This is a genomic window from Coprobacter tertius (genome assembly GCF_024330105.1).
In the GTDB taxonomy this organism is placed as follows: domain Bacteria; phylum Bacteroidota; class Bacteroidia; order Bacteroidales; family Coprobacteraceae; genus Coprobacter; species Coprobacter tertius.
In genome coordinates, this window is sequence record NZ_JANDHW010000002.1 from 14752 (window position 1) to 41398 (window position 26647).

General features: G+C 39.8%; 20 protein-coding genes. 13 read left to right on the plus strand and 7 right to left on the minus strand.

Translation table 11 applies throughout. The features are described 5' to 3' along the window. Nucleotides 1-61: 61 nt before the first annotated feature. Nucleotides 62-1669 (minus strand): hypothetical protein, encoded by a 1608-nt coding sequence (locus NMU02_RS02010; protein ID WP_255025475.1) that lies wholly within the window; start codon nt 1667-1669, stop codon nt 62-64. Between the two features lie 84 nt (nt 1670-1753). Further along, nucleotides 1754-2305, minus strand: a complete 552-nt coding sequence (locus NMU02_RS02015; protein WP_255025476.1) for a hypothetical protein — start codon at nt 2303-2305, stop codon at nt 1754-1756. Between the two features lie 602 nt (nt 2306-2907). Here NMU02_RS02015 and NMU02_RS02020 point away from each other — a divergent pair. Both NMU02_RS02020 and eno read left to right on the plus strand, forming a co-directional pair. Further along, complete coding sequence (locus NMU02_RS02020) at nt 2908-3540, plus strand: peroxiredoxin (protein WP_255025477.1); 633 nt, start codon at nt 2908-2910, stop codon at nt 3538-3540. Between the two features lie 27 nt (nt 3541-3567). After that, nucleotides 3568-4848, plus strand: a complete 1281-nt coding sequence (eno, locus tag NMU02_RS02025; protein ID WP_255025479.1) for a phosphopyruvate hydratase — start codon at nt 3568-3570, stop codon at nt 4846-4848. 170 nt (nt 4849-5018) lie between these two features. Here eno and NMU02_RS02030 read toward each other — a convergent pair whose 3' ends face one another. Beyond that, complete coding sequence (locus NMU02_RS02030; RefSeq protein WP_255025480.1) at nt 5019-5840, minus strand: DUF3822 family protein; 822 nt, start codon at nt 5838-5840, stop codon at nt 5019-5021. A gap of 107 nt (nt 5841-5947) precedes the next feature. Between NMU02_RS02030 and NMU02_RS02035 the strand changes: the two genes are divergently transcribed. Beyond that, a complete protein-coding gene (locus NMU02_RS02035) occupies nt 5948-7360 on the plus strand; it encodes an ATP-dependent DNA helicase (RefSeq protein ID WP_255025481.1) in 1413 nt (470 codons plus the stop codon). Nucleotides 7361-7375: 15 nt separating this feature from the next. On the opposite strand, the gene cls is transcribed toward NMU02_RS02035, so the two are convergent. Continuing rightward, a complete protein-coding gene (gene cls / locus NMU02_RS02040) occupies nt 7376-8818 on the minus strand; it encodes a cardiolipin synthase (RefSeq protein WP_255025482.1) in 1443 nt (480 codons plus the stop codon). A 228-nt stretch (nt 8819-9046) separates the two neighbouring features. Between cls and NMU02_RS02045 the strand changes: the two genes are divergently transcribed. The 7 genes from NMU02_RS02045 to NMU02_RS02075 all read left to right on the plus strand — a co-directional run bounded on the left by NMU02_RS02045 (nt 9047) and on the right by NMU02_RS02075 (nt 14215). Further along, entirely contained in the window at nt 9047-9274 is a 228-nt protein-coding gene (locus NMU02_RS02045) for a winged helix-turn-helix domain-containing protein (protein ID WP_255025484.1), read from the plus strand. A gap of 231 nt (nt 9275-9505) precedes the next feature. Beyond that, complete coding sequence (locus NMU02_RS02050; RefSeq protein WP_255025485.1) at nt 9506-10012, plus strand: hypothetical protein; 507 nt, start codon at nt 9506-9508, stop codon at nt 10010-10012. Between the two features lie 89 nt (nt 10013-10101). Continuing rightward, a complete protein-coding gene (locus tag NMU02_RS02055; protein ID WP_255025487.1) occupies nt 10102-11412 on the plus strand; it encodes a glycoside hydrolase family 24 protein in 1311 nt (436 codons plus the stop codon). 11 nt (nt 11413-11423) lie between these two features. After that, entirely contained in the window at nt 11424-11690 is a 267-nt protein-coding gene (locus NMU02_RS02060) for a hypothetical protein (RefSeq protein ID WP_255025488.1), read from the plus strand. Continuing rightward, nucleotides 11678-12556, plus strand: a complete 879-nt coding sequence (locus NMU02_RS02065; protein WP_255025489.1) for a DUF3828 domain-containing protein — start codon at nt 11678-11680, stop codon at nt 12554-12556. The genes NMU02_RS02060 and NMU02_RS02065 overlap by 13 nt, the downstream gene beginning before the upstream one ends. 165 nt (nt 12557-12721) lie before the next feature. Further along, nucleotides 12722-13624 (plus strand): hypothetical protein, encoded by a 903-nt coding sequence (locus NMU02_RS02070; RefSeq protein ID WP_255025490.1) that lies wholly within the window; start codon nt 12722-12724, stop codon nt 13622-13624. An 81-nt stretch (nt 13625-13705) separates the two neighbouring features. After that, complete coding sequence (locus tag NMU02_RS02075) at nt 13706-14215, plus strand: hypothetical protein (RefSeq protein WP_255025491.1); 510 nt, start codon at nt 13706-13708, stop codon at nt 14213-14215. A 239-nt stretch (nt 14216-14454) separates the two neighbouring features. On the opposite strand, the gene NMU02_RS02080 is transcribed toward NMU02_RS02075, so the two are convergent. Continuing rightward, nucleotides 14455-16299 (minus strand): glycoside hydrolase family 13 protein, encoded by a 1845-nt coding sequence (locus NMU02_RS02080; RefSeq protein ID WP_255025493.1) that lies wholly within the window; start codon nt 16297-16299, stop codon nt 14455-14457. A gap of 20 nt (nt 16300-16319) precedes the next feature. After that, entirely contained in the window at nt 16320-19070 is a 2751-nt protein-coding gene (locus tag NMU02_RS02085; protein ID WP_255025495.1) for an alpha-L-rhamnosidase-related protein, read from the minus strand. Nucleotides 19071-19182: 112 nt separating this feature from the next. Between NMU02_RS02085 and NMU02_RS02090 the strand changes: the two genes are divergently transcribed. Next, nucleotides 19183-21372 carry a B12-binding domain-containing radical SAM protein gene (locus NMU02_RS02090; protein ID WP_255025496.1) on the plus strand — a complete coding sequence of 730 codons (2190 nt, stop codon included), beginning with the start codon at nt 19183-19185 and terminating at the stop codon, nt 21370-21372. A gap of 37 nt (nt 21373-21409) precedes the next feature. After that, on the plus strand, nt 21410-21940 hold the full coding sequence (locus NMU02_RS02095) for a GNAT family N-acetyltransferase (RefSeq protein ID WP_255025497.1): 531 nt from the start codon (nt 21410-21412) through the stop codon (nt 21938-21940). Between the two features lie 206 nt (nt 21941-22146). Here the strand turns inward: NMU02_RS02095 and gdhA are convergent, their stop codons facing one another. Beyond that, nucleotides 22147-23481 carry an NADP-specific glutamate dehydrogenase gene (gene gdhA, locus NMU02_RS02100; RefSeq protein ID WP_255025498.1) on the minus strand — a complete coding sequence of 445 codons (1335 nt, stop codon included), beginning with the start codon at nt 23479-23481 and terminating at the stop codon, nt 22147-22149. 177 nt (nt 23482-23658) lie between these two features. Between gdhA and NMU02_RS02105 the strand changes: the two genes are divergently transcribed. Beyond that, nucleotides 23659-26634 carry a PEP/pyruvate-binding domain-containing protein gene (locus NMU02_RS02105; RefSeq protein ID WP_255025813.1) on the plus strand — a complete coding sequence of 992 codons (2976 nt, stop codon included), beginning with the start codon at nt 23659-23661 and terminating at the stop codon, nt 26632-26634. Nucleotides 26635-26647: the final 13 nt, after the last annotated feature.

Consider the following 26647-nt stretch of genomic DNA (forward strand, 5'->3'; position numbering starts at 1 on the left):
TTTACTTATGGAGGGCAGGTTATGTGATCCCGATGATTTTTATCAATTAATATTCATACTGCTACTTCGGGGGACCCGCCGGCAATGCCAAGGTGAAGGGAACGGTACCCCCTATGGTTCTTACCTTTTTGATGACGATGTACGTTTTAAGCGGTCGTTCAAATACCAGCCCGTATTCATTGTCGGTGCGAATGATATCGCCGATAGTAGGATTGTATTTGCCTTGGTCGTCGTACCCGTTGTTGGTATCGAAATAATGAAAGTCATCGCGAGGGATAAATAAGGTATGGCTCTCTTCTTCGTAACGCCACCCCATAGGTAACCGGGGTAGGTCGTAGCGGGTTGCTTCGTAGTCGGGATAATAATATCGTAACTCACCCCGAAGCGTGTCGTTACTGCTAATAGGAGTGGGTATGGTTACCATGTCTATAGCATCACCGTATGGTCCTTGGGATAAATAGGGCCTGTTATCTAAACGTCCCCGTACTATTTCATCGTCTTCCAGAGTAACGATTCCTTCTATTGAATTAATCGTGAGACTCGAAAATTGCAGTCTGGCATCCCACTTCTGGGTATTATAGCAGAATGGCAAATAAGCGACTACGGCCAGGGTATTTCGTTGAGGATGATAGGCATAGGTGGCTACAACAGGTTTCAGCAGCAGACTGTCGGCATTATTGTTTCGAATGGTGGCTATTTGGTGCATCATCTCTTCTAACGTGGGTTCATCTGCGTAATGGTCGTAACGGGGTACGAATTTTCCGGTCAGTTCCAGCCGAACAAGAGGGCGCACGCTATGGGAATGAACGGTAACATCCAGGTTGTCGACGTGTCCCGAAGCTTGCAGTCTCACCACATATAACGGATAATGTAGATAGCCGCCGTCTATCGGAGCAAAGCGCTGTTGTAATTCTTCGAAGGCTTTTGCCGTGTAACTGTTAACCACATCCATGTTGCGATACCACAAGTAGTGGCGAAAATCCTCGCAAAGGGACTGGAAATCAAGTATCGCACCTTTATTATTACGTACTACGGCCGAAAGGCGCCCCATCTGACAGTATTTAATCCCATCATCGGTATCTCCGCAAATAGAGATGATGTCTATATTACAGCCCTCTCTATAAGGTTTCCACTTCCATTCCGTTTTTTCGTTTTCAGTCGGTTCGTCGTCATCGAACTCATATCCCGGTCGAGTATAGGAGTAGTCTATCGATTTGCTCTTATCTTCCAGGAGAAGATAAGCGACGTCCCCCTCGATTCCGAGCAATGTAATTTCAGTCTTATCAAAACATTGGGGTATGCCTATGGATGCTTCGTTAAAATGCAGCGTAGCGCTACTGTCTGGCTGGTTCACGAAGGCTTCGGCATGATAATGTTCATTGTCGAGTACATCGATTTTAATATAATGAGGCAACTCGAGCTTGGCTTTGTAATAGATGGTAGAGTCTCTGCTATCATAAGCGATACTTTCTGCTATGAGTTGTTTCATCTGTTCGGTGCTATTTACTTCCTGGCGTTTGTAAAGATGTCCGCAGTCGATATCTTCGAAGGGGTAAGGGTAATATGCCGCATCTTTATGATAGAGCGTTTCTGTTTTCAGAAAATCGATGAAAAGTTGGTTAAGCGAGGAATTTTCCCGGCTTTGCGCATTGTTTTCGATGGTATTCATAAAGTATATTAATAAAAAGATAAGAGTTATTTTTTTCATATGGCTCGGTTATGTTTGTTTTTTTATTCGTCTATGATATTTTATTTATTCCAAATTGTTAAGTTTTTTATAAACAGAGGCGTTTACAGGAATTCTTATCTTTCGTTTCATGTTGTTTTCAGGGAAAAACAACATGATATTTATATATCCTTTCAGTTGTTTGAAGGCGGCATCCAAATCCAGCCGTATCCAGTGTTTGAAATATAATTCGTTATTTTTTTCACAAAGAGAGAGTCCCGAAAAAGAGAAACCGCCGTTAAAATAATACTCCGAAGTGTCTGTTAACCTAATTTTTAAGGTATCGTTATTTTCATTAGTCAACATATAATCAGGTAGTATTTTGAGCCGGATAAATTCGTCTATCCTTGTATTTGAGGGTGAATTTTCGATACCGCCTGTTTTTTTATATTCTTCTAATAAGGCGGGGGCTGAAATTAAACTCATCGATACGATGAGTAATTCGTCATTGGGTTCATATTCTGTTACCCAATCGACAATATCTGTAGAAAAATTGTGGGATAAAGTGTCTAAAAGAGAAATTTTTTCAGCTTTTGAAAAATTATTCGTTGTTGGTTTGCAACTTATCATGCTTGCCATAATACAAAAGATTAAAACGATTGTTCTCATAATTATTAATTAAAAAAATGTCGTTATATCCCGAGACAATTTTGTTTTTGCAAAACCATTTCTGAACGGTGCAAATACATTATTTCTTTGTTCAGCATATCCTTTAGTGAAGGTCAAAGCTATTACTACATAAAATAATGCTGTACTTTGTTTGTTGGAGATCTGTCCGTCGACTTTTGTCTGCAAGTCGTAAATACTTTCTTTGTACTTATTCTTAATTTCCCGAATTTTAGGTTATTCTATCGTTTTAATGAAGAAAATTAAGTGTACTCGGATGCAATTCATCATCTTTGGTGACAAAGATACGAAATAAAAAAGGAATCACAAATGACTGTATATGCTTCGCAGCATGTTTCTACGCCCAATAAACTTTTAGTTTATCTTATTTGTTATACTATGATATATACCTACAAATGGGGATAGGAAATGTTTTTAAGATCGAGTAATTTTATCCTCGAAAAAATAAAAGTTAGAAATATTTCCGGAAAAGCATATTAACTGATTTTTCCCAAAACCAGTACATACAAATTTCGGTTAATATATTAGTAATTTATTAATTAAAAAAATCGATTATGAGATCTTTAATTGGAAGAAAGGCCCCTGATTTTAACAGTACGGCAATCATAAACGGACATGAGTTTGTAAATAATTTTACACTGAGCCAGTTTAAAGGGAAAAAATATGTAATATTGTTCTTTTATCCGATGGATTTTACATTTGTATGTCCTACCGAATTACATGCTTTTCAAGAAAAGCTGTTTGACTTTGAAAAATTGAATGTGCAATTGATCGGTTGTTCGGTCGATTCGGAATATTCTCATTTCGCATGGCTGCAACAGCCTAAAAATAAAGGGGGAATACAGGGTGTTACTTATCCTATCGTTTCTGATTTCTCTAAATCTATTTCAGAAAGTTATGGCGTTTTAGCCGGTAAATATGCTCCGGATGAAAATGGAAATTGGAAGTGTGAAGGGGCTCCGGTGGCTTATCGAGGATTATTCCTCATCGATAAAGAGGGAATTGTACGGCATTGCGTGATCAATGATTTACCGTTGGGACGTAATGTAGATGAGGCATTACGTATGGTTGAGGCTTTACAGCATTTTGAAGAATATGGAGAAGTTTGCCCTGCTAACTGGAGTAAAGGTAAAGAAGCTATGAAGGCAACCGAAGAAGGTGTAGCCAATTATCTGGAAAAACATTAATTTCGAATTTATTAAATAATTACGAGTATGAAAATAGAGAAAATATGGGCTCGGGAAATACTTGACTCCCGGGGAAATCCCACAGTAGAAGTAGAAGTTACGTTAGAGTCGGGAATTATCGGACGAGCATCTGTTCCTTCTGGTGCTTCTACCGGTGAACATGAAGCCCTCGAGTTGCGAGATGGGGATAAAAAACGTTACGGAGGTAAAGGTGTTTTAAAAGCAGTAGAGAATGTAAATAAAAAAATCGCTCCGGCAATTGTGGGTATGCCTGCAATCGATCAGAGAGGAATCGATACGGCTATGTTGAAACTCGATGGAACGAAAACCAAATCGAATCTCGGTGCTAACGCTATTTTGGGTGTTTCTTTGGCGGTTGCGAAAGCTGCTGCTGAATATCTCGATATTCCATTGTACCGTTACATTGGTGGTGTGAATACTTATGTAATGCCTGTACCTATGATGAATATTATCAACGGTGGTTCGCACAGCGATGCCCCTATTGCCTTTCAGGAATTTATGATACGTCCGGTCGGGGCTTCTTCTTTCCGCGAAGGGTTGCGTATGGGGGCAGAAGTATTCCATGCCTTGAAAAAAGTGCTTCACGATCGTGGTTTGAGTACGGCTGTGGGTGATGAAGGAGGATTTGCTCCGGTTCTCGACGGAACCGAAGATGCTCTCAACAGTATTATCGCTGCGATAAAAGCAGCCGGTTATGTTCCCGGGAAAGATGTAATGATCGGAATGGACTGCGCTTCTTCTGAATTCTATAAGAACGGAGTATATGATTATACGATTTTCGAAGGTGATAAAGGGGTGAAACGTACAGCAGACGAACAGATCGATTATCTCGAAAAATTAATCGATACTTATCCGATCGATTCTATTGAAGACGGTATGAGTGAAAATGATTGGGAAGGTTGGAAAAAACTTACCGAACGTATTGGAAACCGTTGTCAATTGGTTGGAGATGACCTATTTGTTACCAATGTCGAATTTTTATCGAAAGGGATCAAAGAAGGCTGTGCCAATTCTATCTTGATTAAGGTAAACCAGATCGGTTCTTTGAGTGAAACACTCGACGCTATCGAGATGGCTCATCGTAACGGATATACGACCGTTACTTCTCATCGCTCGGGTGAAACCGAGGATGCGACGATTGCCGATATTGCCGTAGCAACCAACAGCGGACAAATTAAAACAGGTTCTTTAAGCCGTTCTGACCGTATGGCAAAATATAATCAGTTGCTGCGTATAGAGGAACAGCTCGGCGATCTGGCCGTATATGGCTATAAAAGGATAAAATAATATATACTTTTGTAGTGAATAGATCATTTTAAAGGACAGGGGCTTTGGGAAAAGCTCCTGTTTTTTATTTGTGAATTTAATTCGGAAAAATACCGGATTTTTGTTTATGGTTTGATAAAATACACAGATTAAAAGTTATAATTCGGAAAAGCGTTGAACCTTATAGGTTGTCATAATCCGCTTAATGGAGTAATAATCATGTCGAAAGGGACTCCCATGGTTCCTTTACCCATTTTAAATAATTGAGCTGGGAATACCGAAGGAATAACATAACTGATATATTCCTGTAGGATATGGGTGATCATTTTTTTTGGTTCGCTTTCTCCGGCTAATTGCACTTCATCTCTCATTTGGTCTAACCCGATTTGTTGCCAAACATTCAGAATATGATAAGCTCCATCGTTTATGTGTTCGTACGGAAAAGTATTGGCTAAAAGGAGGCCTTTTTTATTGAAACATAAAATATCGATTTGCTTTTTTTGTAAGTTTACATACATTTTTCCATTGTTTCCTAAACGGCTTTTGGTATAAAAGTATTCGCAAAGCGGACTCAGATGATGAAGAATCATTGGATTATCGAAGGTCCGCTGAAGAAACGCGTATAAATCTTTATCTATACCGAAGAGATTATAAATACCGTTTTTTTCCAATCGATTTTCGAGAATATTTTCTTCTTTTTCGGTGTGGCAGTAATGATAATAAGGCTCAGTTTCACCTTCGGTTTCCAGTATTTGCGGAACGAAAGTAAACCGTTCCGTTTGCAAGAGGATATAGATTTTTTGGAACGGACATAATAATACAGGATCCTCATAAACCGCTTCTTCGAGTACTTTTAAAAGATCTTCGTTTTTATTTACCGGTATGCGGTAAGAGGTAAACGACCCGTTTACAGCCGGATTATAAGCGGCAAAACAGAACCCTTCGGGTTCTATACGGATGAGTAGAATGTATTGCCCGGTCTTTTCTGTTTCAAGATTAAAACGTTCTGTCATAACGGGTTTATTATAAGGCTTTCGTTTAGTTTTCTAATTTTCTTTTTACAAAAGTAAAAAAAGAAAACCGTATGCACTATTTTTGTAAATGACTTTATTAGAAAAAGATGATAAAAGATTATTTCCTAAAACAGGTAAAAAGTAATTTGCCTTACCTTCCTAATGTTGGGCAGGAGAAAATGCTCGAGGCATTGTGCGATTTCCTGTTCGAAGGAATCGACGAATCGTTATTTCTGCTTACCGGTTATGCGGGAACTGGTAAAACTTCATTGGTCGGTGCCTTGGTAAAAACGCTTGGGACATTTCAGCGAAAGGCTGTTTTGCTTGCACCTACTGGGCGTGCCGCAAAAGTGTTTTCTTTATATGCCGGACATGCCGCTTATACGATTCATAAGAAAATATACCGGCAAAGAAGTTTTACTGGTGATTACGATGGTTTTCAGATAACCGATAATTTGCATAAAAATACTTTGTTTATCGTAGATGAAGCTTCTATGATATCGAATATATCTTCAGATACTTACGTATACGGTTCGGGATGTTTACTCGATGATCTGATAGAGTATGTTTATTCCGGAGAAGGATGTCGTCTTATCTTATTAGGAGACAGGGCTCAGTTGCCGCCGGTGGGACAGGAAAACAGCCCTGCACTCGATAAGAACGTCCTTTCGGGATACGGTTTGCAAGTATTCGATGCCGAATTGCATACCGTTGCCCGGCAGGCAGGCGATTCGGGAATACTTTTTAATGCGACCCATTTGAGAGAACAGATGTTTTCCGATCCTTCAGCGATTCCCCATATCTGGTTTTCTTCTTTTCAGGACATCGAGAAAGTATCCGGAGAGTTTTTGGTAGAAACTATTTCAACGGCGTATGATCGGGACGGAATGGATGAAACGATCGTAATTACACGTTCTAATAAACGGGCCAATATATTCAATCAGGGAATACGTAACCAGATCTTGTACCGGGATGAAGAACTTACGGCCGGAGATATGTTATTGATTGCCAAGAATAATTATTTTTGGAGTGAGAAATATAAAGAGATCGATTTTATCGCCAACGGAGATGTAGCCCGGGTAGTAAAAGTGAGAAATACTCGGGAAATGTATGGTTTCCGTTTTGCGGATGTTGCACTGTATTTTCCCGATTATGAAGTGGAAATCGAGTGTAAAATTATCCTCGATACATTATCGACAGAGGCTCCGGCTTTAACCTCTGAAATGAATAACCGGCTGTTTATGTCGGTATATGAAGATTATTTTGATATAACGACGAAGCGGGAAAAGCTGAAAAAAGTGAAGATAGATCCATGGTATAATGCATTGCAGGTAAAATACGCTTATGCTGTAACCTGTCATAAAGCACAAGGCGGACAATGGAAAAATGTGTTTATCGATATGGGATATATACGAACCGAGTTTTTAGGCCTCGATTTTTACCGGTGGCTTTATACGGCTTTTACCCGCTCATCACGACATTTGTATATAATAAACCCAGCGGAAGAATTTTGCGAATAACCGTTTTTTTGTAAATTACAGCACAGGGCTGAGTAGTCGTACTACAGATTCTACTATTCTTTTTTGTAGCGGTCGGTTTATCCAATGTTTTAACGTTATACGCCGACAGTTTTTCTGGTCGTTCAAGAATATGTTTTTCATGTCTAATGCCAACTCTTTATTGTACATAAAAGCATTTACTTCGAAATTGTGATCGAAGCTTCTGAAATCGAGGTTAGTCGATCCGATCGTTGAAAATTCGTCATCGATGACGATCGATTTGGCATGTAAAAATCCGGGCTGATAAAAATACACTTTCACTCCGGCTTTCAACATAGGGGTTATATAAGAGTGGGAGGCTCTCTGTAATACGGGAGAATCGGATTTTTCCGGTAGCATCAGTCTTACATCTACTTTAGCAAGAGCTGCAACCTGTAAGATTTTCATCAGACTTTCGGTAGGAAGAAAATACGGAGTTTGTATATAAATGTATTGTTTAGCGTTGCCGATAGCTTTTAAAAAAGTAAGCGATATTTCTTTCCATTCTCCGATCGGGCCGCTCGTTATGATTTGAATATCTATTTTCCCTTGTGGAGCCACTGAAGGAAAGTATATACTTTCCGAAAGCAATTCGCGACTGGTAAAGCACCAATCTACCGCGAACGACGACTGTAGACCTTGTACGGCCGGCCCTTCGATACGCATGTGGGTGTCTCTCCATATACCCCAGGAAACGCCGTTATAATAACGATCGGCGATATTCATCCCGCCGATAAAGCCTACTTTCCCGTCGATGATTACGATCTTTCGGTGATTCCTATAATTGATTTTATTGGCTAATTGCGGAAAATTCACTTCAAAAAAAGGATTTACCTCGATCCCCGCATCGATCATTTCCGAAAAAAATTTGTTTTTTACTCTCCAGCATCCGACATCGTCGTATATTACACGTACTTCTACACCTTCTTTTGCCTTTTCGATAAGAATATCCCTGATTTCGTGTCCGAGTACGTCGTCATTAAATATATAATATTGCAGGTGAATAAAGAGACTGGCTTTCAGCAGTTCTTTTTTCAGATCGATAAATTTTTCTTTTCCGGTGGTATATATAGTTACTTTATTTCCGGGATATAATAGGGCTTGGTTAAGATTAAATCCCAGCTTTATTTGTTGTTTGGCCGAATCGGAGAGTTGCGATTCGGAAGTATCGAATTCTCCGTAAGAAATATTTCGTAATAATTTGCGTTTTCCTTTGCGTGATATCATGCGTTGACGCCGGTATTCCTGCCCGAAGAAGAAATAAAATACGATGCCGACAATCGGCAGAAAAAGCAATACGACGATCCATGCAATACTTTTTACCGGGTTCCGATTTTCTGAAATCACTACGATAATGGTACTGATTATGGTTATAAAATATATCACATACAGACTGGTGTATAACCAGTCGTTGATGTCCTGAATGCTGGCGAGGATCATTTCCTAAAATTTATATGACATTCGAAAAACTAATTTCGTAAAAAAATCTGATTTTATCAAAAAAATACTCTTAAAAGTGATAATTTGTCGGATTGACCGATCTCGTACAAACAGTTTTATGATTGAAAAATTCATAAAAAGCGAGTTAAAATTTGTAGTTTTCTTAAATCGCTATTTAATGTAGATAAAAATTTATATCTTTAAGAGAAAAATTTAATAAATAATACTATGATTACATGTACGATTGGAGAAAATGCAGGACGTTTATGGAACATCCTGAATGAGACGGGAGAAATGACGATATCTCAGCTTATGAGCAGTCTCGCTATCGATGAGAGATCGTTATTTTCAGCGATCGGATGGTTAGCCAGAGAAGGTAAAATCTATGGTCGTGAACAAAACGGAGAATTATATTTCAGTAATCAATTGTTTGAAGGTTTTATCAATTTCGGATAAAATGCAGGATGCGATATAATGGGGTTATCCTAAAATCGGATAACCCTGCTCAACAGAGAGAAAGAAGTTGATAGAATGATTGATAAAAAACTTATCTCGGAGACCTTTAATTAAAAAGCTTTACTTTACATAGAAATAAGAAGTCTGCTATTCTGACGATGATCAGATATTCAAGATCCGTAAGATATACTTATTGAAAGCTATAATCATACATTTAAAAAATAAACTACGATGAAAAGAATATTTTTAGCGTACATGGGACTAATAATGCTTAGCGGGTGCTGGTCATTTCAAAATAAACAAACGAAAACAGATTCACAAACAGAAAGTAAAGTTAATATTTGCGTTTTAAACTCCGACACAAATAATCATGTGAGTGAAGCGAATAGTGATGAACCTAAATTATTTGTGAATGAAACAGATTGGAAAGGTTTAAAATGCGAGAAATATTCAGAGGATGATGGATACACGACCATTCAGAAGTGCATTTTTCCTAACGCTAATATGACACAAGTATATGATATTATTAAGCGAATCAATGAGAATCTGAAAGATACACTACCCCAAAAAGACATCGAATACATTTCTGAAGTGGATAAATATATTCAGGTTTATTATAAGTATAAAACAACAAATGACCTCTTAATAGAAGTTGACTACCCAGGAGGGGTTACCTGTTTTGAAATTACGCAAAAGGACAAAAATACTGTCACCAAAATATCTTATGCGGCTGATTAGATAACTTTACTGTGAGTTATAATTTTAGATGCTAAAAAACAATCAAATTAAGTAATAAAGTATATGAGCAATTATTAAAGATACTGAAAATGGGGACAGAATTTATATTAGAGGCAGTTTCTTTCACTCAACAAAAAAATATAGAAAGAAGTGCACCTTCCATTCAAGAGACCCTAATACCGAAAGGTGGTACACCTGAAATTATCGGCACAGGGAAGGCTATAAACTATAAAATAACTGATAAGTATGCTGGTAAAGAGATTGTATTTAGAGCTTTTATAAAAAAAGATAGCTATAAAATGTATCCGCAACAATGCTTGACCTGTTTTATTGAAGAGAAGGTATCGACCGCAGGTATTCTAATAAAGGAAGTGGACAAATCAGGAAGTGTAAAAGTTGAAGGTATCGTTGAGTGTAAAGTGACACGATACAACAAACCTTCCGATAAAATTACTGAGGCACAGAAACGCTCTATCAAATGGGATGTAAAAGTAGGAGACAGGGAAAAGAAGGTATTCACAACTGACAAAAATGAGCCTTACAGAGGCGAGACTATAAAATTTAAAGTTCCAAAATCATGGTCAGGGAAAAATGTTATTTTGATGCCATATCTCAATCAATCAACCGAGAAAGTATCAATTAGTTTATCTGTTGAAACATCTATTAAAGACACGCAAAAATGTGACTGTATTTGTGAAGAACGAGTAAGAGCATTTATGAGGATGCTCAGGGTAGGAGAAGGAACGGTTGGAGAGGAGGGATATGAGAAGCTTTTTGGAGGCAAATCTTTTATTAAAGATTATAAAAAAGGTTGGTCTACACATCCACAAATTTTAATTTCAAAAAGTGGTTTAAAATCAACTGCTGCCGGGGCCTACCAGATTATGGGCTACACATATAAAGAGTTAAATGGTTGGTCGAAAAACTCTTCATCAAATCTATATGACAAATATACTGAAAGCAAGGACTATTTAAAGAAACACAAGATTACTGATTTTTCTCCATTAAGCCAAGATTTGATATGCCTAGTGATATTGAGGTATAAACGTAATGGCATATTAAAATTGATCACAGGTGGAAATGTTAAAGAGGCTTTGGAAAAATATGGATCGTATGAATGGGCTAGTCTTCCACCAGGAAGATATGGACAACCAGCAAAAACTATGGATGAAGCTTTAGCTCTATATGATAAATATTACAAAGAAGAATTGTCGGTGAAGTCCGATTTACATTTAAAACAAGGATTTTTGAAGGATTTTTATTCTGAATGTTGTTGTCAATATAATCAAGTTTGTAGCATTGATTCAAAATATAATATTGACAAAGCTGTAGCAAAATTGATATTTAATAAAAAGACAAACTCACAAGTTTATGCGCTAAGTATGTTCGGATTGCAATAGAAGCAGGAGGATTGTCAACCGAAAAAAGACCAAACTCTGCTAAAGATTATGATAAGTTTCTACCAACTATAGGATTCTCAACTGTAGCAACAGAAGAATATACACCACAAAAAAGAGATATTGTTGTTATTCAAAATATAGATAACCATCCTCATGGACATATTGCGATGTACGATGGTGAACACTGGATATCAGACTTTGAACATAGAGATTTTTGGGGAGGACAAAGCTATAGAACTATTAAACCCAAACATACGTTTTTCAGATGGAAACAATAAAAAACAAATTAATTATGAGGAATTTACTATTTATAACAGTGTCATTTCTATTATTGAGTTGTATTGCGGGTAATGCTAAAACTGTTAATGATGGGAATTTAGACCCAGCAGTCGATATGTTAAAAGAGTTTTACGCTGAATATATCTCATTAAATCTGTGCGATGAGGTTGATGATGCGTCATTATTAAATCTCAAAGAAAAATACTTAACGCCGAGTTTGTTGATGAAGTTAAGGAGTAGTGTCGTTGATTTCGATCCATTCGTTGACGCTCAAGATTTCAGCCAAAGGTGGTTGACGGAAATTGACATAGCTAAAATAGATTCTTTAGATAATTTATATACGGTTATGTTGCCTGATAACAAAGATTGTATAATAGTGAAAGTTATATGCAAAGAGGGTGGCAAGTACCTTATTGATAACATCTCTTACAATAGAGATAATTCTTTAGTAAGTTGCGTACAAGATAGTTCAATTAACACCTACCTTGGGACTTGGGTGATAAGCGAGGAACAGCCGTTCCCATATATTGCAATACGCAAAGACTCTTCAGCGTATGTCGTTGTGGAGAGTGATCAAATTATGATTAATACAAAATTGGTTCCGGATACATCTGCACCCAATAACTCATATCAAATTTTACTTGTCGCTCCGGCAGAAGAGTTGGGGATCGGAGGACAAAGATTGGATTGGTCGCATCTTTCAACGACGCACCCAGTGGGACATATTCAATTCTTGAGTAATAATACAGCCAGATATACATGGTTAGGTTTTTATAATACAATAACAAAGCAGAGAGTTTGGCAAGATTCTCAATTCACAAGAGAAACGGGTGACAAAACTATTAATCTAATAAAAGTACCTTAAGTGTTTCACATGTTACTCAAGGTAATAGTTTAAGTAACAATAACTAAATATGATGCCATTTTTACGGAGTTTAATGATGACCTATCTGATGTGGCTTCTTTTGGGGCTATTGTTAGTGTGGCTTGGAGCAGAGCCTAAACTCAGTTATATCATTGAATAAGCATAATGAAAGTCGAAGACATAAAGTTTACAGTGCCTGAATCATGGAAAGGAAAAAACATTCTCGTGATGCCCTATATGAATCAGTCGACAGAAAAGACCGCTGCCAATTTAAAAGTTGAAATAGATCCGACTGCAATAGGGAAATCATGCGGCATAGAGTATAGAGATTCTATTACATGCGTAAAATACAACAGTAATTATGTCCCTAAATACGGAGGAAGTATCACGCTTAACGATTATAGCTGTTGGAATATATTATTAGATTCCAATAAAATTACCTTGGAAGAGCAATCCATTATTATGGGAGTATCGGAAAATGAAGGCAATCTGGATGCAATTCAGTCGTATGACTCTGAGATTGTCACAGTGGGTGCAATGCAGAAAACCATCAACCCGGATGGGTATGGTGAATTTCCAACACAAATGGCTGAATTCAAGGATGAATATCCTGATTTATTTGAACAGCTATTTACAAACTGCGGCTGGTCCGTAGAGAAGGAAAATGATAAATGGCGTGTATATTACAGTAATAAAACAGGGCAAGACCTGAAAAATGAAATTAGAGAAAATTGTTCTGGGTTAACATGCGGAAAGAAGATTAAAGCGATTCCAATTGAACCTTTAATTAATGTCGCTAAAAATGAAGTATTCCAATCAAAACAAATACATGATTTTATTGCAAGACTTAACAATCGAGTTTTAAAGGTTGTACCATCAGGATACAGCTACTCATTAAAAGATTATATGAAATCAAAATTGGGAAAAGCTACGGTTTTGGATCATCATATTAACAGACCCGCATTTGTAGCAACCGATTTCGGTAAGATTTTAGATTGTTTTTTTAAAATCCAGGAGTGTCGAATAATCCATCAGAATGGAAGAAGAAAGAAAAAGTACTTTAGATGACTATGGTATTACCAGAAAAGGGACGGATATGGCTAATAGATATCAAAAAATGAGTGATAATAATTCTTTTAAAAAATAGTTATGAAAGTAAATATGTTATTAGCGGCAATTGTATTAGGTATGTCGATTTATTGTTTTGGCGATAATAAAGTTTCTTCAGATATACAACCTCGACAATCGAAAATTGAGTCGAAAGATACTGTTGTTAATGTGTCGGAACATTTTGCCATTTTATACCGAAAATATGATAATGATTTTAAGTTATGGTATAATCCGTATATCATACGTCTGAAAGAGAACGATACGGTTAAAATAGCTGGTTTTTCTTATGAAAATGGAGGTGAATTGGATTTGCGTATCTCTCCCAGTAAAAGATTTGTTGTGCTGGATAATATTATAAAAGGTTATGTAGAAGACGGAGTTGAAAAAATATTGCATGAAAATTATCTGTGTGATATAATAGACCTTGAACAAAGTACTGTCGTTGTTGGCAGTATGCAAACACATTGTGGAGGAGAGTGGGATGAAGATGACAGGTGGGTAGATGGAGGTAAAATTATCTTTGATGGTAGTTTGTTGAAGAAGAAATAGATATGATAAATATAGTTGATAAACGCTGAGTACTTCTTGAAATTAGTTGGTATATGGACTACTGATGGTGAAAATTTGCCAGAAATTAAGGTCAAAGTTGAAGATATATTTTCATGGCAATTGTCTAAAAGAATAAGATGCATCAACGAGGTTGTTTTTAAAATAAAAATTAATAAAAACTGACGGCATTACAAAAAAATAAGGCATCCCATCACAGGATGCCTTATTTTTTGTAATTTCTAATATTCGAAAATGTAAAGAGCCCGGGGGCCGAAGGTCATTTCGGGAGCAAAGGCGATCATGTCTCCCGAAAGAATATCGTGCAGACGGGTGACATTTTTCAGTATTTCCCCGTAGCGGTTCATGGTAACGGTAATTTCACGGTCGTTACCGTTCATAATTACCAATACATGTTTATTTCCGTAACTCCGTTGGTATACATACAATCCGTTAGTGGGCATAAAATGCAGTAATTTTCCTTTCGCTAAGACTTCGTTTCCTTTTCTCCATTTTAGTAAAGCTCTTATAAAATTAAACGCTTCGTTTTGCATGGGGGTACGGTCTGCCGCTATAAAATCATTTACTTTGTCTCCGGGGAATCCTCCGGGGAAATCGAGACGTATCAATCCGTCGCTTTCTTTTTTACTTCCGTGCATGAGTATTTCCGTTCCGTAGTAAATTTGTGGTACGCCCCGGGTTGTAAGCAAAAATGCGATGGCTTGTTTAAAGAATCCCAGGTTTTTGGGCATCGATAGTAGAAAACGGTCGGTATCGTGGTTGTCGAGGAAGGTAAGTACCGACATCGGATCAGGGTACATAAAATCCATCGCTAATTTGTCGTACACGAGATTGAGTCCAGTCCAGGCATCGGTTTGTGCGGTGAACGCATCTCGTACGATTCCCTGTAAAGGAAAATCCATAACACTTTTCAGGTTCGAATTTCTTTTTGTATCGAGAATCGAATTTTTTTGCCAATAGGCGGCTCCTGCTTCGGTATTATACCAGCATTCACCTACGATATTGAAATGCGGATATTCATGCATTACATCCTTACACCATTTCGACATACTATCGAAAAAAACATACGGATGGGTATCCATGCGTATGCCGTCTATACCGGCATATTCTATCCACCATATACTGTTTTGAGTGAGGTATTTCATCAGGTGCGGATTATGCTGGTTGAGGTCGGGCATTGTTTCTACAAACCATCCCTTGTCGGTAATATCCTTATCGTATTGAGATACATACGGATCGAAATGAGGGGTGAGGCGGTATGAGGTTTGTACATAACCATCCGGAAAATTAAACCAATTATGCCAAGGGCGATCGAGAAACCAGATATGTTCGCTGCCGCAGTGATTGAAAATCATATCCATGACCACTTTCATACCCCTGTCATGACATTTTTGTATGAGGCCTTTGTAATATTCGTTTGTCCCGAACCTCGGATCTACTTTGTAGTAATCGGTGGTTGCATAACCATGGTATGATCCGCCCGGCATATCGTTTTCGAGGACCGGATTCAGCCAGATAGCGGTAACGCCGAGGTCTTGTAAGTAATCGAGATGTTTTTCTATTCCCTGAAGATCGCCTCCGTGCCTGGCATTGGGATCATTACGGTTAACCGGAGAAGGGAAACGCATACTTTTTATGACATTCGTTTTCGGATCTCCATCGGCAAAACGGTCGGGCATGATAAGATACAGTACGTCTGAGGCATCGAATCCGGCTCGTTCCTCAGGATGTTTTTCTCTCTTATGCAATGTATAGCGATAGGTATATTTTTCTTTTCCTTTATTGAATTTCAAATCAAAAGTTCCCGGTTGTGCAACATCCGATACATTCAGGTAAAGAAACAGATAATTGGGGCTTTCAGCCTTTACAATACTGTCGAGTCTTACACCCGGATAGTCTAATGTAACACTGGCATCCCCGATACCTGGGCCGTAAACCATGATTTGTAACTCTTTTTCCTGCATACCTGTCCACCAGAATGCAGGATCGATACGGTTTATTTTCAGGGCAGTAAATCCCGGAGTCGTAACGAAAGCGATTATTAAAAATAGGAGGATTCTTTTCATATCGTTTAATTTTCTGAAATTTAGTCGTTTTTAGGGAAAACAGCCGGCGGGAACAGTCGGATAAACGAACTGTCTTTGGCTTTTCGTAAACGTATTGCGTCGATAAATGCACGATTTATTTCTCCATTCATATTTTCATTTTGAGAGGGATTAAACCGTATCGATATTCGATTTTGATCGGGACCGAAGGCTACGGTTACCGGATTGGAGTAACCCCAGTTCGACCATTCGTCTTTTCCTCGCTGAGGCATTACCAATGGCCCGGCCAGCTGTCCGTTTACATAAAGCGAGCGAATGGCACAGGCGTTTTGCGTATTGATAGGACCGCTACCATTACTATACCTTACATCTATATACCAGCATCCCGGTTGGGGGATATGAATGGGGATATCGATTCTCACATTTTTTGTTTTTGTTATTTCGATAAATCCTTTTCCCGAATATCCCTGATAATTCGATTTTTCGATGGGTGCGTATTGTTCCGCTTCGAGAATAATTTCTTGGTTTTCAGGCAAAATGGTGATAGGCATACCGGTAAATCCCGTTAGGTTTCGTATATTGGTAGCCGTTATAGCGATACGTGTAAATTGTGAAATATCGGGTAACGGGTATATCGGGTTTTGTATATCACCTTGTTTTTTCCCGTCGATCCAGAGTGTATATCGGTTTTCGTTGGAAAAATTATCGATAATTACGGAATCTTTATCGGTAGAAAGTCTCAGAAGAGTTGTTGCTGGCATAAATTCTACCGGTTGCATATTGATAGACCGGTCTTTTTTATCATTATCGGACAAGGCGATATCGATATGATGTTTTCCCGTAAGGGTGGCGGGGAAAACATGTTTGCGCGACGAATGCCCGTCGATACTAAATTTTTCGATATGATTTCCCGTTCCGATGATACTCATGCTCAGTGTCGTATTTCGATATTTGAAATTGTCGATGGTCTTTTTACCAGGCATCGATGACGGAACGAAAGGAGTGAAATGAATGCCATCGGGTTCGAATTGCATTCCGAAATATAACCGGTAAATCATAGCAATGTTTCCCGAAAGACTCCAAAGCATTTTATCCGAATTAACGGCCGATCCTTTGAAATCACCGGTAGAAGCGACAAACAATTCCTTATTAGTCGTAAATAGAGCAGCTGCACGATATAAAGCTCCCAGTCCTGTAATAACTGAAGTCTTGTTTCCGGCTTTAGCCGAAGCCAGATTCCAATAAGATTGAACAAAGGGCCATACGGCATTATTATGATACGGTTTTATATCGGGTATTTGAGGCGAAATGCTGGTCGCTCCGTATTCTGTGACCGGTATGCCGGCAACGATTCGGGCTGCCTGATGTTGGTCGGCTACGCCGAATAACACACTCAGAGACTCGCCGAGATTATCGGCTCCGGGAGATAGAAGAGGGTATATGCCACCGTATAGGTATTGTCCGTAATATCCTTTATCTTCCATCCAGAGATTTTGGTTGATCACTTTTTTTAGTATTTCGGCTTGTTTTTCATATGGTTTGGCATCGAGTCCGAGAATAGATGCCATTTCTCCCAGAATGGCATACGTGCGGTAATGTACTACATTCGTTCCTAAACAAAGGGACTGGTATATATCTACCGGTTGCATCCATCGGGGATACGATTGTTCCCTCCAGTCGAGGTATGACTGTTCTCCCCTCATTAGCCCCGTTGCCGGATCTTTTATGGTATATTGATCTTCCTGGGCCGAATTGCGAATGATTTCGAAAGCATACAACAACCATTCTTTGTTACCGGTAATTTTGTAAATTTCCCAGGCAGCGATACTCCACACCATGCGATCGGTCGATACGGGCCATGCACCACCCGTACCTGTATCTTGTATAATCCGATTGTCTTTTACTTTTGCGCGCAGGCTTTTTATTGCGGCATCGGGGTGGATATAAGCCAACGCGAGGTAGATAGAATAGCTGATATCTCTTGTCCACACGCCATCCCAGGCGGCACCGGCTCGTAACGTTCCGTCAGGACGTATGTCGTCGATAAGTTCATCGATCGACATATTGTAAAGGGCGTCTATCAGTAACTGGTCCGAGTGATATCCCGGAAATGCCGATAAATCGTTTCGGCGTTTCCAGTTATTGAATTTTTCAGGATTGTTCTCGACCGGGTTCAGAATCAGAGTCGTTTCATATATTCCGTCACCGTTTGTATCCGATAACGTCATTTCCGGTTTCCCGTATAAGTTTTCGAAATCCCAGGTAAGCGGCTCGCTACTGCCGGCAATATATACTCCCTTAAAATCGTTTTTATAAATAATATCTCCGGTAGGGGTGGTATAAGAGCCTTTTTCTGCAAAAGATCGCAACATGGGGTTCATATCTACCCTGACAGTCCATCTTGTATTTTCGGGTAAAGAAGGACGTTGTGGTAGAGATGTGTCTGTAATCGTATCTTTTTCACCAAATACGAATATTGGAGAGAGGGATTCCCCGTTTTCCGGGTCGAGAACCAGCTTGTGGTTAATACCGGCCGGGAATTCGTTGTCCCGGCTGTTAATACTGAATTTAAACTCTATTTCGGGAGAAGCTTGATTTGCCGGACTCTGATAGTCTGAGATGATCTCGTCGGGCGATATGGCTACGGCTTTGTATTTTCCCTGAATCACCCGGTTGTTATATACGGTAAAAGTTTTTCCCTGATAGATCACGTCGTTATTATTTTCGCGGGAACAGGCCGAGAAAAGCAGAATGCCGATTGCAGCCCATCCGAAAGCTTTATTTATCATCATAACAAGGTTTATTGTTTGCTGTAAAACAACCGGAGAATGTGAATAGTTCGTGAAGTGTTCCCGTTTGCGGATATGAGGGTAAAACAATACCTTTGTACGAAAATGAATCGATATGGAAAATGTCAGCATCCTGCTTGTTACTCCTCCTTTTACGCAACTGAATACTCCTTATCCGGCTACAGCGTACCTGAAAGGATTTCTGAATACGATCGATATACGATCGGCACAAACCGATCTGGGATTGGAAGTAATATTGCGCCTTTTTTCTTCAGACGGATTGCGTGACTTTTTTTCTTATATCGACAAGTCGTCTGTTACTAAAGTTGGCGGTATTGCTGCCCGGGTATCGGATATGCGCGAGTCGTATATTTCTACGATAGATATGGCTATCTCTTATTTACAAGGTAGAGACCGGTCGCTGGCTTATCTGATTTGTGACGGCGATTTTTTACCGGGTATACGGCGTTACGATGATCCCGATGATCTGGAATGGGCGTTTGGGACAATGGGTATTCAAGATAAAGCCCGACATCTCGTAACACAGTATCTCGAAGATATTTCTTCTTTGATAACTGCTGTAGATCCTTCTTTCGGATTCAGTCGGTATGCCGAGCATCTCGGTCGTTCGGCTTCTTCTTTTGACGAACTATTCGGTGAATTGCGCAAAACGCCGACTTATATCGATCGATTGATGCTGGAAATTCTCGATGAAAAAATAGCCTGTTACCGTCCTTTATGGTTAGGATTTTCGGTTCCATTTCCCGGTAATCTGTACAGCGCTTTCCGCTGTGCTGCTCATGTGAGGAAAAATTATCCGCATATTCGCATCGAAATGGGAGGCGGTTTCCCGACTACCGAATTGAGACAACTTTCCGATCCCCGGGTTTTCGATTTTTTCCATTACATAACACTCGACGACGGAGAATTGCCCTTATTACGCTTATTAAGTGGTAATGAAGAGAATCTGGTGCGTACTTTTTTGCAGGAAAATGGAAATGTCGTATACCGTGATTCCCGGGAACCGGATATTCCTATGTGTGAACGAGGAGTGCCCGACTACGAAGGTTTACCATTAGATAAATATCTTTCGGTAATCGAGATGATAAATCCGATGCATGCCTTGTGGAGTAACGGGCGTTGGAACAAACTGACGCTTGCGCACGGGTGTTACTGGGGAAAATGTGCGTTCTGTGACGGTTCTCTCGATTATATCGGCCGTTATGAACCTTTGAGTGCTTCCGAGATTGTCGATCGCATGGAAGTTTTGTTGCGAAAAACGGGTGAGCGAGGTTTTCATTTTGTCGATGAGGCGGCTCCTCCCGTTTTACTGAAAGAGTTGTCTTTAGAGTTGATTCGCAGAAAGATGACCGTCGTTTGGTGGACGAATATACGTTTTGAAAAGAGTTTTACAAAAGACCTTTGCCGATTAATGAAGCGTGCGGGTTGTATTGCTGTTTCAGGAGGACAAGAGACAGCTTCCGACCGGCTTTTGAAATTGATAAATAAAGGGGTATCTGTTGCTCAGGTAGCCCGTGTGACCGATAATTTTATGCAAGCCGGAATCATGGTGCATGCTTACTTGATGTATGGTTTCCCGTCTCAAACGACACAGGAAACCATTGATTCTCTCGAGATTGTCAGACAACTTTTTTTGAACGGGCTGGTACAATCGGCTTTTTGGCATCGTTTTGCACTTACAGCGCATAGTCCTGTCGGAAAAGCTCCGGAGAAGTATTCGGTGCGTATTACCGAACCTCCTTTTGGCGGTTTTGCCCGAAACGATATGGAGTTTGAAGATAAGAAAGGTGCAGATCATAGTCTTTTCGGAGAAGGATTACGCCGATCTTTGTATAATTATATGCGTGGTGCGGGTTTCGATATTCCTTTGCAAAAATGGTTCGACTGTTCGGTTCCCCGTACTTCCATTCCTCCTAATTACATCGAACGTTTGTTGAATATCGGGGAGAAGGATACGATTGAAAAGGCCGGTCATCTCAGGCTGTTTTGGCCGGATATTGTTTTGCCGTGCGTAACGCAGACAAGCCGGAAGAATAAAGAAGGAAGACAGAATTCTGTCTATGTCGTTTTTCGTTTTAAAAACGATGATATGAGTTTTCGGATTCGTGCTGACTGGGGAATCTGGATAGAAAAATATTTACGTAAAATGAGCAAAAGCCGGGATAATCTTTTTCTTTCCGACATGGAGGCTGATTTTGTTTCGAATCACTTGGGAGATTTTAACGCATTTTTGTCGTCACCTTTGTGGAATGCGCTACGTGAACAAGGATTATTGCTTGTATAAGATGTTAAAAAAATAAATATTTAAAATTTTGAATTCGATGGAAAAGGTCATGATCAATCATGAAAAACATTTTCTTTATCCCGTATGGAGTGAATTATATGCCACGGCTTTCCCGGTTTTCGAGCAAAGAACCGGAGAGCAGCAAGAGTATGCATTTTCATGTTCCCAATATCGATTGACAGCCTATACGGATAACGGGCAGTTTATCGGATTCATCGCTTATTGGACATTCGATACCTATATTTATATCGAACATTTTGCAGTAGATACGGTACTTAGGGGTAAAGGATACGGTAGCCGTATCCTGAATGATTTTGTTGTCGGTAATCCGAAAACGGTGTTGTTGGAGATCGATCCGGTAGTGGATGAAGTTTCTGCTGCCCGGTTGAAATTTTATCGACGATGCGGATTTTACGAAAATGAATTTCCGCATATTCACCCTCCGTACAGAATAGGTTGTTCTGGTCATTCACTGGTGGTTTTGTCAGGCGGAAGGAAGATTTCCGGAGAAGAATATGATCGGTTTGCAGAGGATTTAAAAGTGCAAGTAATGGGTATTCCAAAGTGATTCTCCCTGACGCTCGAGAATGACAGAGAATACTGTTCAGGTTAGTAGGGGCTATCGCTCAGGATGGCAGACGGTAATTCCGAATGACAGGAGGGCTCGGAATAAAAGTGTAAAATTCTACAATGAAAATGAGTGACAGAGTAAAAAAGGACAGGGGTGGCTTATTTTAAATAAGCCACCCCTGTCCTTTTTTATGGTGATAGTATTTAAATAATCCCCTGTGCCATCATCGCTTTGGCAACTTTCATAAATCCGGCGATATTTGCACCTTTCATGTAGTTGATATACCCATCTTTTTCGGTACCGTATTTAACGCATTGCGCATGAATATCACTCATAATCTGATGCAACCTTGCGTCGACTTCTTCAGCCGGCCAGGTGATATGCATGGCGTTCTGGGTCATTTCTAATCCCGAGGTGGCGACTCCGCCTGCGTTTACGGCTTTTCCGGGGCCGTACATGATCTTATTTTCGATGAACAAGTCGATCGCTTCGGGGCGGCAACCCATATTGGATACTTCACCCACGCAGATTACCCCGTTGGCGATCAGTTTACGGGCGTCTTCTGCGTCGAGTTCATTCTGAGTAGCACACGGAAGGGCGATATCTACTTTTTGTTCCCATGGGCGTTTTCCCGGGAAGAACCGGGCTCCGAATTTTTCGGCGTACGGTTGTACGATATCATTACCGGAAGCTCTTAATTCGAGCATATAATCGATTTTTTCACCCGATATACCGTCGGGATCGTAAATGTATCCGTCGGGTCCCGAAAGCGTTACGACTTTCGCTCCGAGTTCGGTCGCTTTAGTGACGGCCCCCCAAGCAACATTACCGAAACCGCTCACGGCGATCACTTTATCTTTAATATCTATACCTTTGGTATTCAGCATTTGTTTTACGAAATAAAGTCCGCCGAACCCCGTAGCTTCAGGCCTTATGAGCGATCCGCCAAACTCGAGACCTTTTCCAGTAAAAGTACCTGTATTTTCCCGTTTCAACTTTTTATACATACCGTACATATAACCTACTTCACGGCCGCCTACACCTATATCTCCCGCCGGGACGTCGGTATCTGGCCCGATGTGTCTCCATAATTCGAGTATAAATGCCTGGCAAAAACGCATGATCTCACCATCGGATTTTCCTCGCGGACTGAAATCGGATCCGCCTTTTCCACCCCCCATAGGCAAGGTGGTTAAGGCGTTTTTAAAGGTTTGTTCAAATCCGAGGAATTTAAGGATCGAGAGGTTTACCGAAGCATGAAACCGGATGCCGCCTTTGTACGGTCCGATAGCATTATTGAACTGTACCCGGTATCCCAGGTTTACCTGTACGTCTCCTTTATCATCTACCCAGGGTACTTTAAAGGTAAATATCCGGTCGGGCTCGACCAATCGTTCTATGATTTTTGCTTTTTCAAATTCGGGATGTTCATTGTAGACTTCTTCGATAGAAGTAAGTACTTCTTTCACCGCTTGCAAGTATTCATCTTCGCCGGGATGTTTAGCTTCCAGCGACGCAATAACGAGATCGATGTTCATAGCTAAGTGTTTTTATGGTTTATTTTTAATTATAATAAAAGGCTATTCGCCGTTTTGGAGAATGCCTTTACGCAAAATTAATGATTTATGCGAATAAAAAAATTATTTTTCTTAAATTTGAACATTAAAGATTATTAATTGAATCTGACATTTTGCAAGCTGATTGTTTCTAAAATGGTGATGAATACTGAAAATATAAATCAATTATACCTAAAAGATACCACTTTTGCTAACTTAATGCAAAAGCGTATCTTCAATGTATTGCTTATTGCCAGTCGTTATGACGCCTTTATGCTCGAAGAGGACGGCCGGGTAGACGAGCAAATATTTTTTGAATACGTTTCGTTAAATCTGAGTTCTCCGCCTCGGGTAATACAGGTAAATGATTTTGATGCCGCTTTTTACGAGTTGTCTTCAAAACGTTACGATTTGGTTATTACGATGCCGGGAATGGAGAAAAGCGACGCGTTTGAGAAATGTAAAGAGATAAAAACATTATATCCCGATATTCCGATTGTAGTGCTTACCCCTTTTTCGAGAGAAGTATCGCAACGTATTAGTAACGAAGATCTTAGTGGTATCGATTACGTCTTTAGCTGGTTAGGAAACGCCGATTTGCTATTGGCTATCATAAAACTTATCGAAGATAAAATGAACGCTCAGGAAGATATCAATCAGGTAGGGGTGCAAATGATTTTGCTGGTTGAGGATTCTATTCGGTTTTATTCTTCGATTTTGCCTCATTTATATAAATTCGTATTAAACCAGTCTAAAATATTCTCTACCGAAGCTTTAAATGAGCATGAACAGATGCTGAGAATGAGGGGACGGCCTAAGATTAAATTGGCCCGAACCTATGAAGAGGCGATCGAAATTTATAACCGGTATTCGAATAATGTGCTGGGGATTATATCGGATGTATCGTTTAAACGCGAAGGAGTAAAGGATCCACAGGCTGGAATTCGTTTTTGTTCGTATATAAGAGAGAGAGACGAGTTTTTGCCTTTAATCATCGAGTCGTCGGAACCAGAGAATCAGAAATTGGCACTAAAACTCAATGCCTGTTTTCTCGATAAAAATTCGAAAAAACTCCCTGTTGATTTAGGTTCTACGATTTTAAGAAATTTTGGATTCGGAGATTTCGAGTTTATCAATCCTCAGACTGGTGAAGTTTTATATACGGTTCGTAATTTGAAAGATCTGCAAAATACGATCATGTCGGTTCCCGATGAATCGTTGTATTATCATGGGTCCCGTAATCACATATCCCGCTGGTTATATTCTCGCGCGATGTTCCCCATCGCCGAATTGCTTCGGAGAAAGCAATTTACCGATATCAGTGAATCGCAGGCTATGCGTCAGCTTATTTTCGACGCGATCGTGCAGTACCGCAAAATGAAGAACAGAGGGGTGGTTGCCATATTCAAGCGCGACCGATTCGATAAGTATTCTAACTTTGCCCGTATAGGACAGGGGTCCCTCGGAGGAAAGGGGAGGGGACTCGCTTTTATCGATTCATTGATAAAACGGCATCCTATTCTCGAAAATTATAACGGTGTAAGTGTTACGGTACCGAAAACGGTCGTGTTATGTACCGATATATTCGATGAATTTATGCAGTCGAATAATCTATATCATGTTGCCTTGTCGGATATACCCGACGAACAGATTTTACAGTATTTTCTCAGAGCCCGTCTTCCGGATTATCTCATCGACGACTTCCTGACCTTTTTCGATGTTGTAAAAAGACCTATTGCCATTCGTTCTTCGAGTTTGCTTGAGGATTCTCATTACCAGCCTTTTGCCGGAATATACTCTACTTATATGATTCCTTATCTCGAGGACAAGTACGAAATGTTACGCATGCTCAGTGATGCGATAAAGGGAGTGTACGCGTCGGTATTCTATGCCGATAGTAAGGCTTATATGACTGCAACCTCGAATGTCATCGATCAGGAGAAGATGGCGATAATTTTGCAGGAAGTCGTGGGTACACAATACGATGACCGATTTTATCCGTCATTTTCGGGGGTAGGTCGCTCGTTAAATTATTATCCGATAAACGATGAAAAACCGGAGGAAGGCGTGGTCGATCTGGCGGTAGGATTAGGAAAATATATTGTAGACGGAGGACGAAGTCTTCGCTTTTCTCCCAAACATCCCCGTAATATTTTGCAAACAAGTACCCTCGATTTAGCGTTAAGTGATACACAGACTCGTTTTTATGCGCTCGATTTGAAAAATATGCAGGAGAATTTTTCGGTAGATGATAGTTTTAATCTGTTGAAGTTGCATATACGAGAGGCGGAAAAAGATAATTCGTTGCGTCTGATGGTCTCTACTTTCGACCCGTATGATCAGATAATAAGGGACGGATATTATGAAGGTGGACGAAAAGTCGTTACCTTTGCCAATATTCTGCAACATGATGCTTTCCCTTTGGCCGATCTGCTTTCGATGATGCTCGAATTCGGTTCTACCGAAATGGGCCGGCATGTAGAAATAGAATTTGCCGGAACTTTGCCGAATGAGGAGAATAAACGGGGAATGTTATATTGGCTGCAGATACGTCCCATCGTAGATACCGAAGAGATGCGGGACGATGAAGTGACAGATGTACCGGATGAGGAATCCCTGTTGAAGTCTAATTCGGCTTTAGGGCATGGAATAATGGATGATCTCTATCATGTGGTATATGTGAAGACAAAGAATTTTAGGGCCTCGAATAATATGCTGATCGCCCGTGAGATCGAAAAAATTAATCGTAAATTTACCGATAGGGGGGAGAATTATATTTTGATCGGCCCCGGAAGGTGGGGATCGAGCGATACGGCACTTGGAATTCCGGTGAAATGGCCTCATATATCGAGTGCTCGACTTATTGTAGAGTCGGCATTGAGTAATTACCGGATAGAACCGAGTCAGGGAACTCATTTTTTTCAGAATCTGACATCGTTCGGGGTAGGATATTTTACAGTAAATTCTTTTATGAACGACGGTTTTTATGATGAAAATTTTCTGGACCGTTGTGAGGCGATAGAGGAGACTGAGTTTTTACGGGTGGTTAGGTTCGACCGACCGGTAATCGTAAAAATAAACGGGAAAAAGAATATCGGTATCGTTATGAAACCCGTAATCGGGGAAACAAAATGAAAAGTAAAAATAT

Coding starts and splice junctions, on each gene's coding strand:
- NMU02_RS02010 (WP_255025475.1), bottom strand. CDS start 1,669: ATGAATACCATCGAAAACAATGCGCAAAGCCGGGAAAATTCCTCGCTT.
- NMU02_RS02015 (WP_255025476.1), bottom strand. CDS start 2,305: ATGGCAAGCATGATAAGTTGCAAACCAACAACGAATAATTTTTCAAAA.
- NMU02_RS02020 (WP_255025477.1), top strand. CDS start 2,908: ATGAGATCTTTAATTGGAAGAAAGGCCCCTGATTTTAACAGTACGGCA.
- eno (WP_255025479.1), top strand. CDS start 3,568: ATGAAAATAGAGAAAATATGGGCTCGGGAAATACTTGACTCCCGGGGA.
- NMU02_RS02030 (WP_255025480.1), bottom strand. CDS start 5,840: ATGACAGAACGTTTTAATCTTGAAACAGAAAAGACCGGGCAATACATT.
- NMU02_RS02035 (WP_255025481.1), top strand. CDS start 5,948: ATGATAAAAGATTATTTCCTAAAACAGGTAAAAAGTAATTTGCCTTAC.
- cls (WP_255025482.1), bottom strand. CDS start 8,818: ATGATCCTCGCCAGCATTCAGGACATCAACGACTGGTTATACACCAGT.
- NMU02_RS02045 (WP_255025484.1), top strand. CDS start 9,047: ATGATTACATGTACGATTGGAGAAAATGCAGGACGTTTATGGAACATC.
- NMU02_RS02050 (WP_255025485.1), top strand. CDS start 9,506: ATGAAAAGAATATTTTTAGCGTACATGGGACTAATAATGCTTAGCGGG.
- NMU02_RS02055 (WP_255025487.1), top strand. CDS start 10,102: ATGGGGACAGAATTTATATTAGAGGCAGTTTCTTTCACTCAACAAAAA.
- NMU02_RS02065 (WP_255025489.1), top strand. CDS start 11,678: ATGGAAACAATAAAAAACAAATTAATTATGAGGAATTTACTATTTATA.
- NMU02_RS02070 (WP_255025490.1), top strand. CDS start 12,722: ATGAAAGTCGAAGACATAAAGTTTACAGTGCCTGAATCATGGAAAGGA.
- NMU02_RS02075 (WP_255025491.1), top strand. CDS start 13,706: ATGAAAGTAAATATGTTATTAGCGGCAATTGTATTAGGTATGTCGATT.
- NMU02_RS02080 (WP_255025493.1), bottom strand. CDS start 16,299: ATGAAAAGAATCCTCCTATTTTTAATAATCGCTTTCGTTACGACTCCG.
- NMU02_RS02085 (WP_255025495.1), bottom strand. CDS start 19,070: ATGATGATAAATAAAGCTTTCGGATGGGCTGCAATCGGCATTCTGCTT.
- NMU02_RS02090 (WP_255025496.1), top strand. CDS start 19,183: ATGGAAAATGTCAGCATCCTGCTTGTTACTCCTCCTTTTACGCAACTG.
- NMU02_RS02095 (WP_255025497.1), top strand. CDS start 21,410: ATGGAAAAGGTCATGATCAATCATGAAAAACATTTTCTTTATCCCGTA.
- gdhA (WP_255025498.1), bottom strand. CDS start 23,481: ATGAACATCGATCTCGTTATTGCGTCGCTGGAAGCTAAACATCCCGGC.